This is a genomic window from Streptomyces sp. NBC_00631 (assembly GCF_045206895.1).
Classification (GTDB): Bacteria; Actinomycetota; Actinomycetes; order Streptomycetales; family Streptomycetaceae; genus Streptomyces.
Genome location: NZ_CP107734.1, coordinates 10,111,524 through 10,126,750, shown reverse-complemented (window position 1 = coordinate 10,126,750; position 15,227 = coordinate 10,111,524). Strand labels below are relative to the sequence as shown.

Sequence of the window (15,227 nt, the reverse complement as noted above, 5' to 3'; positions counted from 1 at the left end):
CGACCCTAACCCGGCCGCTTCCCCGCACCTGGCCGAAGCCACGGGGCGTACAGCGGGTGTACGGCTACGCGTCACCGGCGCGCCGGCCGCGCATTCCGGCCCCGATCGCCCAGCCGACCCCACCCGCCGCGACCAGCACCAACGCCATCTCCGGCAGGATGCCCAACCGGGTCGCGGGCGTCTCGGAGGTGCGCAGCGGCACCTTCTGGACCAGGTAGGCGGGCACGAACATGCCGGTCTTCTGGGTGATCCTCCCGTCCGGCATGATGATCGCGCTGACGCCGCTGGTCACCGGCACGGTGACGGTCCGGCTGTGCTCGACCGCGCGGATCCGGGACATGGCGAGCTGCTGGTAGGTCATCTCGCTGCGGTCGAAGGTGGCGTTGTTGCTCGGCACGGAGATCATCTCGGCGCCGTGCGTGACGGTGTCCCGCACGTCCCAGTCGAAGGCGGCCTCGTAGCAGGTGGCGAGGCCGACCCTGGTGCCGTCGATGTCGAACACACCGGGCTTCGTGCCCCGGCTGAAGTCCTGGCGGACCATGCTGGTCCAGTTCTTGTTGATGGCGCCGACCAGGCCGCGCAGCGGGAGGTACTCGCCGAAGGGCTGGATCTGCCGCTTGTCGTAGGTCGAGGTCGGGCCCTTGACCGGGTCCCACAGGATCTGCTCGTTGAGCAGCTTGCCGTCCCGCTCGACGACCCCGCCGACCGAGATGGGCACGCCCATCGCCCTGGCGGCCTCGTCGATCACGGCGGCCGCGTCGGCGTCTGCGTAGGGATCGACGTCGGAGGAGTTCTCGGGCCACAGCACGAAGTCCGGCTTGGCGGCCTTGCCCGCCTTGACGTCGGCGGCCAGCTTGAGCGTCTCCTTCACGTGGTAGTCGAGAACCGCCTGCCGCTGGGAGGCGAAGTCCAGGCCCGCGCGCGGCACGTTGCCCTGGATGACCGCGACGGTGACCGAGCCGTCCTCGGCCTTGTCGCTCACCAGCGTCCGCGCGACGACCGCGCCCACCACCGGCACGGCCACACTCAGCAGGGCGGCGGCCGCCGCCCCGCGCCGGATCTCACGGGTACGCCGGCCCTCGACGGCCAGCCGCCCCACCTCGCACAGGCCGAACCCGCACAGCACGACGGCGAAACCGAGCACCGGGGTGCCGCCCACCGCGGCGAGCGGCAGGAAGACACCGTCCGCCTGGCCGAAGGCGATCTTGCCCCAGGGGAAGCCGCGGAAGGGCACGCGCGCGCGTGCCGCCTCGCCGGCGATCCATATGGCGGCCGCCCACACCGGCCAGGCCGGCAGCTTGGAGACGGCAGCCACGCCCACACCGACCAGAGCGATGTAGATCGCTTCGATCGCCACCAGCGCCAGCCACGGCCCGGGGCCGACCTCCACGCCCGTCCACACCAGCAGCGGCAGCAGGAAGCCGAGCCCGAAGACATAGCCGAGACCGAGGGCCGCCTTCCACGAGCGGCCGCGCAGCACCCACCCGAATCCGGCGAAGGCGGGCAGGGCAAGCCACCACAGGGGGCGGGGCGGGAAGCTGACGTACAGCAGCACTCCGCTGAGTGCGGAGGCGGCGGCCGGAACCAGGCGGCGAAGCAGCCGGAGGGCGCGTGCCCCGGGCGCGGGGCGCGGCGTGAGCTGGTCCGACTGGTCCACGGAGGTTGCGGTGACGGTCACTCGGGGAGTGTACGGCGGTTGACCTTGCTGCCGACAGCGCGGTCTCGGCATGCAGGAATCACACCCTTCCCGCGCAAGTCGTCCACAAAGCGGGCATCACCGGTTACGGTGTGCCGAGGCGGGCGGCGGGGCCCGCCACAGGTCGGGGGACCGGGGTACGGGGGGCGACGGTGGGGTCGACCGGGATGACGTCCGCTGCCGAGAAGGAAACGGACAACGACAGACGAAACGTTTCTGACGCGCTGGGCGTCGTGATCCTCGGGGCCTGCGCCGGGTGGCCGCTGATCGCGGCGATCGGACGCGACGCACGGCCCGAGGGCGTGCTGCTGGCGGTGCTCGCGGTGGCCGCGGGCTATGCCGCGGGCCGGATGTCCGGGTCGCTGCTGCCGGTGGCGGCGCCGTGTGCCGGCGCACTGGCGGGGCTGGGGCTCGCCGTGGCGATGCCCCGGGTGGCCCCGGGTCCGCAGTTCACGACCCCGCTCGGCCATACGGGCGCCGTAGCGGCGCTGCTGGCTCTCGCGACGGGCGCCGCGTGCTGCGCCGCGTGGGCGACGCCGGTTCCGGCGCTGCGGTTCGGGCTGCGGATGCTGGCCGCCGGGATCACCGCGGCCGGGGCGGTCATGGGTTCGGCGGCCGCCTGCGCGGCAAGTGCCGTCGTCCTGCTGTGCTCCCTCGCCGCCGGCCGGATGCGGCGGCGGGGGCCGGGCCTCGCCGGGCTGGCTCTGGCGGCCGCGCTGGTGACCGGCGCGCTCTGGGCGGTCGCCGCGAACGTCCTGCCCGCCGGGCTCACCTCCGCCCTGGAGGGGCCCCTCCCCGAGCACCGCGTCCAGCTGTGGCGGGACGCCCTGCGCCTCGCGCACGGGAACACCGCCGTAGGCGTCGGCCCGGGGCGGTTCGGCGAGCTGAGCGGCGCCGCGTCCGGGGTGCTGCCGCCGGACGGCAGACCACACTCCGCGCCGCTCCAGCAGGCCGCCGAACAGGGCCTGGTCGGCGTCCTGCTGCTGGCCACCGCGTTCTGCTGGATCCTCTACGCCCTGTGGCGGTCACCCCGCTCCACACCGGTCACCCTCACGGCGGGCGCGGCGCTCACCGTCCTGGCCGCGGTCGCCGCGGTCGGCAACGCGCTCAGTTTCACGACGGTGTCGGCGGGCGCGGGCCTGCTGGCGGGCCTGGCCACGGCACACCCATGGGTGGCGGGGGTGTCAGGCAGTTGAGACGTGCGGCTGTATGGCCCGGCCGCATGTGGCCTCATCCCTATGTGGCCCAGCACTATGTGGCCCAGCACTATGTGATTCAGCCCCAGGTGTCCCGGCCCCAGCTGCGGACTGTGTCAGTGCGCCGTACCCGGTGTGATCGTCCGCAGGCGTTCCCTGATGACACGCACCGCGGACTCGGCGTTGTCCACGGTGATCGTGAAGGTGTGGCCGTCCCACAGACTCAGGACGATGCCCTCGCCACGGCGGACCACGACGGCCGTGCCCTTCTCGGGGCGCCAGCGGTAACCCCAGCCGCCCCAGTGACGCGGGGTGATCTGCGGGGAGAAGTCGGCGCCCACCACATGGGAGAGCGGAATACGACGGCGCGGTACTCCTATATGACCGCAGCGGATTTCGAGGCACTCCCTGTCGAGCTTCAGGTCGACGTGCACAAAGGCGAGGGTGCCGAAGAGGACCAGCAGTCCGGCCGCGATGCAGCCCACGACCGACATCACGAGCGGGGCGACCCCCGACGTCCAGGCGGAGTCCACGGCCAGTTCGATGCCGAGCGCCATGCAGGCCGCGCCGACCAGCGCCAGCAGCCACTGGACCCGGTTCGTGGCACGCCCGGTCCAGACATCCGGGGGCGAGGCGTCCTTGTCCGGAGAGTGGTCGCGGGGGTGGTCCCTCATGTCTACGAGATTACTCAGGTTTCGCTGCGCGGGCACCGCGTCGCGGAGGGTGACTGCTCACATCGGCGGCATCCGCGGCCCCGCGGCGTTCACTGGGAGGCGGCAGGACTGGCCGTACGCAGCAGGCGGGCCTCGGCGTAGCTGAGCGCGGCCTCGGGCAGTTCGCCCTCCCGGCCGTTGAGCAGCACCGTCACCGTGCCGGTGGCCGGTGCGCCGGGGGCGGGCTGGGCACCGATCCGGCGCAGCGCCTGGGCGGCCACCGCGCCGGCGGAGCCGTGCAGGGCGAGAGGGGCGGCGCCGGGGCGCTGGACGGCGGCGCGGATACGTTCCGCCAGGAGTTCGTAATGGGTGCAGCCCAGGACGACGGTCGTCACCTCGTCCGGCGTGAGCCGGGCCGCCGCCGTCACGGCGGCGTCGATGGCGGCCTGGTCGGCGTGCTCGACGGCCTCGGCCAGCCCCCAGCAGGGCACCTCGGTGACCGGCACGCCGCCGGCGAAGTCCTCGATGAGGCCCCGCTGGTACGCGCTGCCCGTGGTCGCGGGGGTCGCCCAGATCGCGACCGGGCCGCCGCCGGCGGCGGCCGGCTTGATCGCCGGGACCGTGCCGATGACCGGGATGCCGGGTTCCAGGCGCGCGCGCAGCGCCGACAGGGAGTTCACGGTCGCCGTGTTGCAGCCGATGATCAGCGCGTCGGGCCGGCGGGCGGCGGCGGCCTCGGCGACTGCCAGGGCGCGCTCCGTGATGCCCTCGGGGGTGCGTGGCCCCCAGGGCATGCCCTCAGGGTCGAAGGAGAGGACGAGATCGGCGTCGGGGCGCAGCCGCCGTACCGCTGCGGTGGCCGCCAGCAGGCCGATTCCGGAGTCGATGAGCGCGATCTTCACCCGGCCACGATAGACGATGGGCCGTTGGGAGCAGGCCCCATGGGGCAGACTGCGCGGGTGAGCGCCATCGCGTGGACCGCCGCCGTATCCCTTGCCGCATGGCTGTGGCTGCTGCTCTGCCAGGGCTTCTTCTGGCGCACCGACGTCCGGCTGCCGCCCCGGCGCGAGCCCGCCGAGTGGCCGGACGTGTGCGTGGTGGTCCCGGCCCGGGACGAGGCGGCCGTACTGCCCCTGAGTCTGCCGTCGTTGCTGGCGCAGGACTATCCGGGGCGGGCGGAGGTGTTCCTGGTCGACGACGGCAGTACGGACGGCACCGGGGAGCTGGCCCGGGAACTGGCCGCGCGCCACGGCGGGCTGCCACTGACCGTGATCTCGCCCGGCGAACCGCCGGCGGGCTGGACGGGCAAGCTCTGGGCGGTACGGCACGGCATCGCACTGGCACGCGCGCGTGGCCCCGAGTACCTGCTGCTGACGGACGCGGACATCGCGCACGAGCCGGACAGCCTGCGGCTGCTGGTGGCGGCCGCCCGCACCGGGGGCTTCGACGTGGTCTCGCAGATGGCCCGGCTGCGGGTGGCGAGTCTGTGGGAACGGCTCGTGGTGCCCGCCTTCGTCTACTTCTTCGCCCAGCTCTATCCGTTCCGCCGGATCGGACGGAAGGGTTCGCGCACCGCGGCAGCGGCGGGCGGCTGTGTCCTGCTGCGCGCCGACACGGCGGCGCAGGCGCGCATCCCGGACGCCATCCGGCACGCCGTGATCGACGACGTGGCGCTCGCCCGCGCGGTGAAGGGCACCGGCGGGCACATCTGGCTGGGGCTCGCCGACCGGGTGGACAGCGTGCGCCCCTATCCGCGCCTGCACGACCTGTGGCGGATGGTCTCCCGCAGCGCGTACGCGCAACTGCGGCACAACCCGTTGCTGCTCCTCGGTACGGTCGCCGGTCTGGTGCTGGTGTACCTGGTGCCGCCGGCGGCGGTGCCGGCGGGCGCGGTCACCGGCGACCCGCAGGCGGTACTCCTCGGCGCGGCGGCGTGGCTGGTGATGACCGCGACGTACCTGCCGATGCTCCGCTACTACCGGCAGCCGCTCCGGCTCGCCCCGCTGCTGCCGTTCACCGCGTTCCTCTATCTCCTCATGACGGTCGACTCGGCGGTGCAGCACTACCGGGGGCGCGGCGCGGCCTGGAAGGGCCGCACGTACGCGCGTCCCGACACGGTCGCCGACGAAGGCTGACCGCCCGGTGCGTCACTTGCGGCCGGGCGTCCAGTTCATGCCCCAGCCGTAGGCACGGTCGACGGTCCGCTGCGGGCTCACCCCGCGCTCCGGGACCAGATAGCGCGCCTCGCGCTGCACGACGAGGTCGCCACCGGTGTTGGTGAGCAGGGCGAGCACGCACACGGTGGAGGGAACCGTGCACTCGTCCAGGGAGAAGTCGACCGGGGCACCGTGCTGGGGCTGGAGGGTGACCGTGGCGTGCAGGTCGGCGAAGGACGACGCGCCCTGGTAGATCGTCACGAAGACGAGGATGCGCCGGAAGTCCTGTCTGTGATCGAGGTTGACGGTGAGGTTCTCGCCGCTCGACACGGCGCCGGTGCGGTCGTCGCCGTCGAGGTGGATGTACGGCGGCCGGTTCAGGGAGCCGAAGGCGTTGCCCAGCGCCTGGACGACGCCCTTGCGGCCGTCGGCGAGTTCGTACAGGGCGCACAGGTCGAGGTCGAGGTCGCCCGCCCCGCCGTGCCGGCCGCCCCAGCCGGGGAGCTGTTTGCGGACCTGCCAGTTGAGGTTGACCCGCAGCGCGCCCGAGGTACCGCCCTGTTTGGCCAGCGAGACGGAGGGCGCCGCCTTGGTGAGCGTCACCTTGGACAGCCGTACGGGCGCGGTCGGCGGAGGCGGCGGGACCGGCAGACCCGCGGAGGCCTGCGCCGGATGCTGCGGGAAGGGCAGGCCGGCGGGCTGCGGAGAGGTGGGCTGCGGCGTGGGTGGCCGCGTCGGATGCTGCGGCTCGTCCACCGTGATCCCGAAATCGGTGGCGAGCCCTTCCAGTCCGCTGCTGTATCCCTGCCCCACCGCACGGAACTTCCAGCCGCCCTGACGCCGGTACAACTCACCGAGTACGAAAGCGGTTTCCACCGTGGCGCCCATACTGTCGAACCGGGCGACCACACTTTCGTCCGCCGCGTTCCGGACCTCGATATAGAGGCCGGGGACCTGCCCGAACGTTCCGCCGTCGGCCGAGGCCGCCAGGACGATCCGCTCGATCGGGGTCTCCACGCATGCGAGGTCGACGAAAAGAGTGTCGGTGACCAGGTCACCGGAGCGCCGCTTGCCCTCGTGCCGGACCGCGCCCGAGGCATGCGCCGGCTGGTTGTAGAAGACGAAGTCGCCGTCGGAGCGCACTTTGCCGGAGACCAGCAGCAGCGCCGAGGCGTCCGCGTCAGGGGCACCCGGACCGGAGCGCCAGCCCCATTCGACCCGCAGGCCCGCGGTCGGCACCGGCGTATTCGATCCTTTCGACATTGACATGTCCGCCCCCATCGCTGTCGGCACGCCGGACGCGTCCCGGCGGTCCCCCGTCATCCCTACCCTCACAACCTATTCCCGGGGACAGAGATCTCCCATGAACGGCACAGGAAGATCCCCGGCCAACTGCCGGTAACCGGCTCGGAACTCGGCCTTTACACGATCAGGACGCCGATTGCCGTCCTTTTTTGCCGAGTTCGCTCGGATTAGGGATCCGGCGTCACGGCCGACACGGAAAACAACCCTCTTATCGGTCTCCCCAACCAGCACATCGTGGGCTTAACTTATGTGCCATGACCTCCCCCCGCTCCACCTATGGCGGCGGCTACTACTCCGCCTCCTTCCCGGACACCCCGATCTACGACTCGCTCGTGGCCGAACGGGGCACCCCGCAGATCGCCCCGATCCGGGTCCCTCCCGCCTACGACGCGCCCAGCAGCTTCAGCAACCTGCCCGCGCTGCCGTCGGCGCTGCCCGCCCTCCCGGCGGGCCCCTCCCAGCCGGCCCCGGGTTACGGCTACCCGCAGCAGATGCAGCAGCCCGCACCGCTGCAGCAGGCGCCCACGGCGTACATCCCCCAGCAGGCGACGGCACCGCGTGGCTACCCCGCGCAGCAGCAGCCTCAGCCGCCCCGTCCGATGATGGGCGGCACGGGTTACGAGGCGATGCGCCCGGCGGCTCCGCGTCCCACGCAGTCGGCTCCGTACCAGGACCCGTACAACCAGCAACAGCAGCAGCAGTACCGCGGCTACTGATCGGCACCCCCTGATGTCCGTGCGGCCTGGCACGATGGCGTCATGGGGATTGCCGAACTGCAGTCGATTCACGTTCACCCGGTCAAGGCGCTCCGGGGCTTCTCGCCCCGGGAGGCCGTCGTGGAGCCCTGGGGGCTGGCCGGTGACCGACGCTGGGTCCTGATCGACGACGGGGGAAAGGTCGTCACCCAGCGGGAGCAGCCGCGCCTCGCGCTCGCCGCTGCCGAGCTGCTGCCCGGCGGCGGTGTACGTCTGTCCGCGCCCGGGCGCACACCCCTGACCGTGCCGGTCCCGGAGCCGGGGGCCACGGTGCGGGTGGACATCTTCGGTACGAAGGTGGAGGCGGTCCTCGCGGCGAAGGCGGCGCATGCGTGGTGCGGCGCGTATCTGGAGGCCGACGTCCGCCTCGCCCACATGGACGATCCCGCGACCCGCCGCCTGATCGACCCCGACCACGCGCTGCCCGGCGAGACCGTGAGCTTCGCCGACGGGTTTCCCCTGCTGGTGACCGCGCAGGCCTCGCTGGACGCCCTCAACTCCCTCATCGCGCACGGCGAGCACGCCGACGAGGGTCCGCTGCCCATGAACCGGTTCCGGCCCAGCGTGGTCGTGCGCGGCACACAGGCCTGGGCCGAGGACGACTGGAGACGGATCGCCATCGGCGAGGTCGAGTTCCGGGTCGCGAAGATGTGCGGGCGGTGCGTCGTGACCACGACCGACCAGGCCACCGCCGAACGCGGCCGAGAGCCGCTGCGGACGCTGGCACGGCACCGCAGGTTCGGCAACCAGCTGATCTTCGGCCAGAACCTGGTACCGCACTCACCAGGCACGATCCGGGTCGGGGACCCGGTCCGGATCCTCGACTGAGATTCCGGGACCGAGCGGCACCGAGAGCCGGAGAGTGCCGACAGCCAAGGGGTGCGAGAGCCGAAGCGTGCCGAGGGCCGAAAGGCGTCGAGGGCCGAGAGGCGTCGAGGGCCGAGAGCTGAAGCGCACCGAGAACCGCGGGGCCTCGTCGGTGCCCGCACGATGCCGTTGACCGCGCGGCATCGATGGCCTGGCGGCATCCACGGCGGCGGTCTCGGTGGCCGAACGGTCTCGACGACCGAACGGGGCGGGTGCCGGCCACCCGCGCTCCAGCCGGCCCCTCCCCGACGGCCTCCGGCCGCGCGCCGGCCGCCCCGTTTCCCTACGAGCGAGCCGGCACAACGCGATCCGGCCTCGCTCGAACCGTCATCAACCGAGTTCTCACCATCCGAACCGTAACCACCCGAACCGTCACCGCCCGCAGCGCAAGCACCCGCACCGTCACGCCCGAGTTCTCGCCATCCGAACCGACGTCACCCGGCCCGTCGCCCCCAGGCTCGGGTGGCCCGGCCGTCAACTCCCGATCACCGTCCCGCGACCGTCGTCGTCGCATTTGCACCCCCGTCCGAGCCGTCGCCCGTCGCTCGGCCTCCCGTCCTCCCCGACCGTCGCCGTCGCCATCCCCTCGCCCGACCCGTCGCTCGGCCTCCCGTCCTCCCCCACCGTCCAAGGCGGCTTCTCCCCAGCCGTCGTCCTCCGAGCGCTGTTCTCTTCCGGTGCGTCGCGCGATCTCCGGCGGACGGCGGGAACCCCAGCCCGCAGCCCGGTCGTTGAGGTCGTGAGAAGTTCATGAAAGTCCCGGCCGGGGGTGATTTCGCTCTCTCTTCGGCCAGGGTCTCGGGTGAACGGGCCGGGCGGGGGTTATCACGGAGCGGGAAGGGGGTGGTGGCCGGTGCGAGCTATCCGCGGCCTGTGGCGGTGGCGGCGCAATCCGCTGCGCCGCGCGACCGACCTGGTCGAGGCGTGGGTGGCCCTGGCGGCGCTGGTGCTGATCGTGGTGGCCGCGCCGGTGCTCGGCTCGTTCGTCGGCGCCGCCGCCCAGGGCGCCCTCCAGCGGTCGGTCCGGCAGCAGCACCACGACCGGCATCTCGTCAGGGCCACGGTGGTGCGCAAGCTGGGCGGCGCCCCGGTGGAGCCCGACCCCGACGCCACCAGCGCACACGACAACCGCAGCCGCGTCCTCGCCGACTGGACCGCACCGGACGGCACCCGGCGGCACGGACCGGTCCTGACGACTCTCGAATCCCCGCACAAGGGCGACCACTTCGACGTCTGGACGGACCAGCACGGCGTCATAACAGCCCGCCCCCTGGACTCCACCACAGCCACGACACACGCCGTCCTGGCCGGGTTCGGCGCGGCCCTGCTCACCGCGGGGCTGGTCGAGAGCGGCAGACGGATGATCGTCTGGCGTATGGTCCGTCGCAGGTACGCACGTTGGGACCAGGCCTGGGACCGGGCGGGCCCCGACTGGGGCAAGGCCGGCACGGGCAGCTGACGGCCTTTTTGTCTCTGGTCAATCCACCACCTCGGCGCACGCTACGGTGGACCGGCCGAAGCGCATTCGGCATCGACCCGCGCGCGAGCGATCCGTACGACGAGGTGGGGGCACAGCAACGCCATGGCACAGGGCACGGTCCAGGTGACGCACACCGGTACCTCGCGGTGGCGGCGCCGCACAGGTGAGTACGCATCGCTCGCCGCCGCCCTGGAGGCCGCCGCCGACGGCGATGTCCTCACGGTCGCGCCCGGCACCTACCGGGAGAACCTCGTCGTCCAGCGCGCGGTGACGCTGCGCGGACCGGAGGGCTCACCGGGCTCGGTGCGCATCGCCCCCGTGGACGGCGTCCCGCTGACCGTGCGCGCCTCGGCGGTCGTACAGGACCTGCATGTCGAGGGCCAGGACGCGGCCGCGCCCGCGCTGCTGGTCGAGGAGGGCACCCCCGAGCTGCTGGACGTGCGGATCGTCACCCGGTCCGCCGCCGGGATCGAGGTGCGCGGCGGAGCCCGGCCGACCGTGCGGCGGTGCACCGTCGACAACCCGGCCGGCATCGGCATCGCCGTACTGGACGGCGGCGGCGGGGTGTTCGAGGAGTGCGAGGTCGTGGCGGCCGGCCAGGCGGGCGTGGCGGTGCGCGGCGGCGGCCACCCACGGCTCGATCGCTGCCGGGTGCACCACGCCTCGGGCACGGGCATGACGGCGACCGGGGAGAACTCCGCGCTGGAAGCGGTGGGGTGCGAGATCTACGAGGTACGCGGCTCCGGTGTGCAGGTCACCGCGCGGGCGACCGCGCACCTCACGGACTGCGATGTGCACCGCACCACCGCCGACGGAGTCACCCTCGACACCGACGCGGTGCTCACCCTCGCCGACTGCCGCATCCACGACATCCCGGAGAACGCGGTCGACCTGCGCTCGCGGTCGGTGCTGACGCTGACCCGGACGACCGTGCGCCAGTTCGGCCGCAACGGCCTGTCGGTGTGGGACCCGGGCACCCGGGTGGACGCCAACCAGTGCGAGATCTTCGACAGCACGGGCGACTATCCGGCGGTGTGGGTCAGCGACGGCGCCACCGCGGTACTGGACTCGTGCCGGGTGCACGACGTGCCGGACGCCCTGTTCGTGCTGGACCGCGGCTCCCGCGCGGACGTGGTCGACAGCGATCTCTTCCAGGTGCGCAACACGGCGGTGTCGGTGAGCGACGGCGCCACCGCGCAGCTCGACGACTGCCGGATCCGGGACGCGGCCACCGGCGCCTGGTTCCGCGACCACGGCAGCGGCGGCACCCTCAACAACTGCGTGGTGGACGGCACCCAGACCGGCGTGATCGTGACCAAGGGGGCCGACCCCACGATCGAGCGCTGCGCGGTCGACTCCCCGGCCGAGGCGGGCTTCTACGTGTCGGCGGGCGGCCGCGGCACCTTCGAGAACTGCCGGGTCAGCGGCAGCGGCGGTTACGGCTTCCATGTGATCGACGGCTGCCGTACGACGCTGCGCAAGTGCCGCACGGAGCGGTGCGCGCGCGGGGGTTACGAGTTCGCGGAGGGTGGTCCGGACACGGGCTCGGGCACCGGCCCGGTGGTGGAGGACTGCACCAGCGACGAGAGCGGCAGCCTGCGGCCGCCCGCGGCGCGCGAGACGGCCGTACAGACCTCGCACCAGTCCCCCGGCCTGCTGGGCGCGATCCCCGGCCAGCGCAGCGCCGAGCAGGAGCCGCTCCTGACTCCGGTCGCGCCCGAGGAGCCGGCCCGGACCTCGAAGGCCGTGCTCGGTGAGCTCGACGCGCTGGTCGGCCTGGACAGCGTCAAGCGCGAGGTCCGTGCGCTGACCGACATGATCGAGGTCGGCCGGCGCCGCCAGCAGGCCGGTCTCAAGGCCGCCTCCGTCAAGCGGCACCTGGTGTTCACGGGCTCCCCCGGCACCGGCAAGACGACGGTCGCCCGGCTCTACGGCGAGATCCTCGCCTCCCTCGGGGTGCTGGAGAAGGGCCATCTGGTCGAGGTGTCCCGGGTCGACCTGGTCGGCGAGCACATCGGTTCCACGGCGATCCGTACCCAGGAGGCCTTCCAGCGGGCGCACGGCGGTGTGCTGTTCATCGACGAGGCGTACGCGCTGTCGCCGGAGGACGCCGGGCGGGACTTCGGCAAGGAGGCCATCGACACGCTGGTGAAGCTGATGGAGGACCACCGGGACTCCGTGGTGGTGATCGTCGCGGGCTACACGGAGGAGATGGAGCGCTTCCTTTCGGTCAACCCTGGTGTGGCGTCGCGTTTCTCCCGGACCATCACCTTCAGCGACTACGGCCCGGAAGAGCTGCTGAGGATCGTGGAGCAGCAGGCCGACGAGCACGAGTACCGGCTGGCGCCGGGTGCGTCCGAGGCGCTGCTGACGTACTTCACGCTGCTCCCGAAGGGCCCCGCGTTCGGCAACGGCCGTACCGCCCGGCAGACGTTCGAGGCGATGGTGGAGCGGCACGCGAGCCGGGTCGCCCAGCTCGCCGACCCGACCACCGACGACCTCAGCCTGCTGTTCCCGCAGGACCTGCCCGAGCTCGCCTGATCAGCCGTCCGGTTCCGGCTGCTGCCCGGGCAGCTCCGGGCGCAGCCGGGCCAGCAGCCGTCGGCGTTCCTCGGCGAAGGCCGGGTCCGCCTGGTAGTCGGAGTGGCCCAGGATCGGGGCGGGGAGCGGGTGCCCCGGGGCGCGGCCGTAGGCGAGCGGGTCCTTCAGGGGCGGGTGGTCGACCTCCGGGCCGTCGCCGTCGGGGATCCGCACGGGGCCGCCGATGGGGTCGGTGAGGCGGTAGAGGTTGCGCCAGCAGGCGACCTCGCGGTGCAGGGAGCCGAGTTCGGCCGGACCGAAGTGGGCCGGGAACCAGCGGCCGTACAGCCGCTCCAGCGGGGAGCCGTACGTGAGCAGGGCGACCCGCTTGCGGACGGCGGGGGTCAGCTGCCAGGCCGCCGCGGCCGCGAGGACGCTGCCCTGGGAGTGGCCGGAGATGACCAGCCGGCCGCCGGTCCGGCGGGTCCAGGTGACCATGCGCCAGGTCAGGTCGGGGACCGCGCGCTCGGCGTAGCAGGGCGGGGCGAAGGGGTGGGCGGCGCGTGGCCAGAAGGTGCCGACGTCCCAGAGGATGCCGATGGTGCGCCGCGCGGAGGCGTCCTTGTAGGCGCGTCGGCCCCAGGTGACGAAGAGTACGAAGCCGAGCCCGACCAGCCAGGAGCCGAGCGCCTGCGAGGTCTGGGCGGCGCCGTGCACCAGGGCGTACGTCCGGTCGGCCGCCGTGTCCGGGGTCTTCCCCGTGCCCAGCGCACCCACCAGCGCCCCGGCGCCCAGCACCAGCGTGGCGGCGCACAGCACGGTGACGACGAGCGGCGAACGGTCGGTGAGGGCTGCCATGGCCCGGACCCGGGCGATACGGCGGCTGCGGGCCATGTCCTGCGGCTCCCCGGGGTGGCCGAGGTCGACGGCGGCGCGTTCCACGCGGCTGAGCCGGCAGGTGCGCCAGGACAGCCAGGCGACCGCGGCGAGCAGCACGGTGAGCACGGGCGGGATCACCGAGGCCTGCCAGGTCAGCAGTACCGGTGGTCCGGCGATGGAGGTGCCGGTGCCGTCCAGCCAGTCGGAGACCCGTTGGGCGACCCCGCCCGAGATCACCCCGCCCAGCGCGCAGGCGAGCAGCGCGACGGCGGGCCCGCCGAGTCCGCGCATCGCGGCGCGCCGATCGGGCAGCCGGCGGTGCAGGTCGTGGGCGACGACCGCGAGGACGATCACCAGCACGCCCTGGGCCAGGACCAGACCGCCGAAGGTGGTGTCCCCGGCGAGCCGCCCCCCGGAGCGCCACCCCGGGCGGGCCCAGCCGGCGTACACCACCACGAGCACGAGCAGGGCGAGCGCGCCCAGCGGCAGGCGTCGTACGAGGTGGCGGTCGAGTTCCTGGTCGAGGAGGTGCTCGCTGCGGCCCCGGCGGCAGACGACCCACACCGTGGTGAGGGCCGCGGCGATCAGCGCACCGGTCAGCAGCCGCCCGCTCGTGTCCAGTACGGCGGCTCCGCCGGGCCGGCGGTCGAAGGCGGCCGCCGGCGCGTGGACCGCGGCGGCGACGGTGAGCAGGCCCGCCGCGGTGTGGGCGGCTCGCAGCCGGGCGACCAGTCGGCGCCCGTACCAGAAGCCGGGGCTGGCGAGGGAGGTGTGGCCGGGCTCGGGGTGGTGGGCCAGGGGCCGGGTGGACTCGTAGGCGCTCCAGGTGCGGTGCGAGAGGTACCAGAGCAGGCCGGTCAGGGCGGTGGGGACCAGCGCGGCCAGGGCGAACCGGCGTCCGGGTGCGCTCCACCAGCCGCCGTCCGAGCCGGCGGGTGAGAGGAAGCGGAGCCAGGTGTGCCGGCCGGCGCAGGCGGTGACGCCCGCGCACTGCCAGGCGGCGAGGTCCAGGGCGACCTCGCAGGCGGCCGCGACCAGCAGGACGGTGAGGGTGAGTCCGGCGAGCCGGACCAGCAGCCCGTAGAAGCGCACGGTGCGTGGCCGGTCCTGGGCGGCGGGGCGCATCCAGTGGGCGAGGTTGACCACCATGAACGGCAGAAGCAGCAGCCACAGCGCCCGGGAGGCGTCGCCGGAGGTGAGGTTGCACCAGACGTACGCCTCGGGCACCGGCCGGCCGCGGTGGTGGCCGGGCCGGGACTCGGCGTCGACGTCCTCGGCGCGCCGGAAGACGGCGGCGGTGTCGTCGCCGGTGATCCGTACCGTGCGCGGATCGTCGAGCATCTTCTCGGGCGTGGTGCCGCCGACGCCGTGGACCCGGAGCTCCAGGTCCATCTCCGGTGCCTCGGGCCGCTCGGCGGGACTGCCGGCGGTGCGTTCCTGCGCGCGTTCCACTCTTCTCGCACTTCCCCCGTGACGCGCCGATGGCCTGTGTCCGTGCGGGTTTCAGGATCGCCGATTCCGGTGTGACGCACACCACTGGTCACTGAATCTCACCGTTGTGTGTGACACCCGGGGCAACACATGGTGTCCAAATGACATGTGTGCACGGGCACAGGGAGTGGCGCAACCCGTGTGGTCCCGTGAAAGGATGGGGCGCCCGCGCACCGGAGCCGGCCGGAACGTCCTGGTCGGAGCTGGTACGCAGGGCGTGTCGGACGGT

11 protein-coding genes are annotated in these 15,227 nt (G+C 73.1%); 6 read left to right on the top strand and 5 right to left on the bottom strand.

Annotated features, from left to right (window positions below):
- Positions 1-64 precede the first annotated feature (64 nt).
- Positions 65-1,678 carry an apolipoprotein N-acyltransferase gene (gene lnt / locus OHB00_RS45570; protein ID WP_406444112.1) on the bottom strand — a complete coding sequence of 538 codons (1,614 nt, stop codon included), beginning with the start codon at positions 1,676-1,678 and terminating at the stop codon, positions 65-67.
- A 185-nt stretch (positions 1,679-1,863) separates the two neighbouring features.
- On the opposite strand from lnt, the gene OHB00_RS45565 reads away from it, so the two are divergent.
- A complete protein-coding gene (locus OHB00_RS45565) occupies positions 1,864-2,892 on the top strand; it encodes an O-antigen ligase family protein (RefSeq protein ID WP_406444110.1) in 1,029 nt (342 codons plus the stop codon).
- Positions 2,893-3,008: 116 nt separating this feature from the next.
- Here the strand turns inward: OHB00_RS45565 and OHB00_RS45560 are convergent, their stop codons facing one another.
- Both OHB00_RS45560 and OHB00_RS45555 read right to left on the bottom strand, forming a co-directional pair.
- The gene (locus tag OHB00_RS45560) at positions 3,009-3,566 is read right to left on the bottom strand and encodes a hypothetical protein (protein WP_406444108.1); all 558 of its coding nucleotides are present in this window, start codon (positions 3,564-3,566) and stop codon (positions 3,009-3,011) included.
- Positions 3,567-3,655: 89 nt separating this feature from the next.
- The gene (locus tag OHB00_RS45555) at positions 3,656-4,447 is read right to left on the bottom strand and encodes a glutamate racemase (RefSeq protein ID WP_406444106.1); all 792 of its coding nucleotides are present in this window, start codon (positions 4,445-4,447) and stop codon (positions 3,656-3,658) included.
- 39 nt (positions 4,448-4,486) lie between these two features.
- Here OHB00_RS45555 and OHB00_RS45550 point away from each other — a divergent pair, with 39 nt between their 5' ends.
- Positions 4,487-5,680, top strand: a complete 1,194-nt coding sequence (locus OHB00_RS45550; protein WP_406444105.1) for a glycosyltransferase — start codon at positions 4,487-4,489, stop codon at positions 5,678-5,680.
- 12 nt (positions 5,681-5,692) lie between these two features.
- On the opposite strand, the gene OHB00_RS45545 is transcribed toward OHB00_RS45550, so the two are convergent.
- On the bottom strand, positions 5,693-6,982 hold the full coding sequence (locus tag OHB00_RS45545; protein WP_406446288.1) for a TerD family protein: 1,290 nt from the start codon (positions 6,980-6,982) through the stop codon (positions 5,693-5,695).
- Positions 6,983-7,260: 278 nt separating this feature from the next.
- Between OHB00_RS45545 and OHB00_RS45540 the strand changes: the two genes are divergently transcribed.
- The 4 genes from OHB00_RS45540 to OHB00_RS45525 all read left to right on the top strand — a co-directional run bounded on the left by OHB00_RS45540 (position 7,261) and on the right by OHB00_RS45525 (position 12,649).
- Positions 7,261-7,722 (top strand): DUF6643 family protein, encoded by a 462-nt coding sequence (locus OHB00_RS45540; protein ID WP_406444103.1) that lies wholly within the window; start codon positions 7,261-7,263, stop codon positions 7,720-7,722.
- Between the two features lie 42 nt (positions 7,723-7,764).
- Positions 7,765-8,589, top strand: a complete 825-nt coding sequence (locus OHB00_RS45535; RefSeq protein ID WP_406444101.1) for an MOSC domain-containing protein — start codon at positions 7,765-7,767, stop codon at positions 8,587-8,589.
- Positions 8,590-9,481: 892 nt separating this feature from the next.
- Entirely contained in the window at positions 9,482-10,087 is a 606-nt protein-coding gene (locus tag OHB00_RS45530; protein ID WP_406444099.1) for a hypothetical protein, read from the top strand.
- 123 nt (positions 10,088-10,210) lie between these two features.
- On the top strand, positions 10,211-12,649 hold the full coding sequence (locus OHB00_RS45525) for a right-handed parallel beta-helix repeat-containing protein (protein WP_406444097.1): 2,439 nt from the start codon (positions 10,211-10,213) through the stop codon (positions 12,647-12,649).
- Here OHB00_RS45525 and OHB00_RS45520 read toward each other — a convergent pair whose 3' ends face one another.
- Positions 12,650-14,959 carry a hypothetical protein gene (locus OHB00_RS45520; protein ID WP_406444095.1) on the bottom strand — a complete coding sequence of 770 codons (2,310 nt, stop codon included), beginning with the start codon at positions 14,957-14,959 and terminating at the stop codon, positions 12,650-12,652.
- Positions 14,960-15,227 lie beyond the last annotated feature (268 nt).

Bases quoted from the DNA above. Each gene is read 5' to 3' on its own strand.
- OHB00_RS45550 (WP_406444105.1), top strand. From the start codon at position 4,487: ATGGGGCAGACTGCGCGGGTGAGCGCCATCGCGTGGACCGCCGCCGTA.
- OHB00_RS45535 (WP_406444101.1), top strand. From the start codon at position 7,765: ATGGGGATTGCCGAACTGCAGTCGATTCACGTTCACCCGGTCAAGGCG.
- OHB00_RS45565 (WP_406444110.1), top strand. From the start codon at position 1,864: ATGACGTCCGCTGCCGAGAAGGAAACGGACAACGACAGACGAAACGTT.
- OHB00_RS45540 (WP_406444103.1), top strand. From the start codon at position 7,261: ATGACCTCCCCCCGCTCCACCTATGGCGGCGGCTACTACTCCGCCTCC.
- OHB00_RS45545 (WP_406446288.1), bottom strand. From the start codon at position 6,982: ATGGGGGCGGACATGTCAATGTCGAAAGGATCGAATACGCCGGTGCCG.
- OHB00_RS45560 (WP_406444108.1), bottom strand. From the start codon at position 3,566: ATGAGGGACCACCCCCGCGACCACTCTCCGGACAAGGACGCCTCGCCC.
- OHB00_RS45525 (WP_406444097.1), top strand. From the start codon at position 10,211: ATGGCACAGGGCACGGTCCAGGTGACGCACACCGGTACCTCGCGGTGG.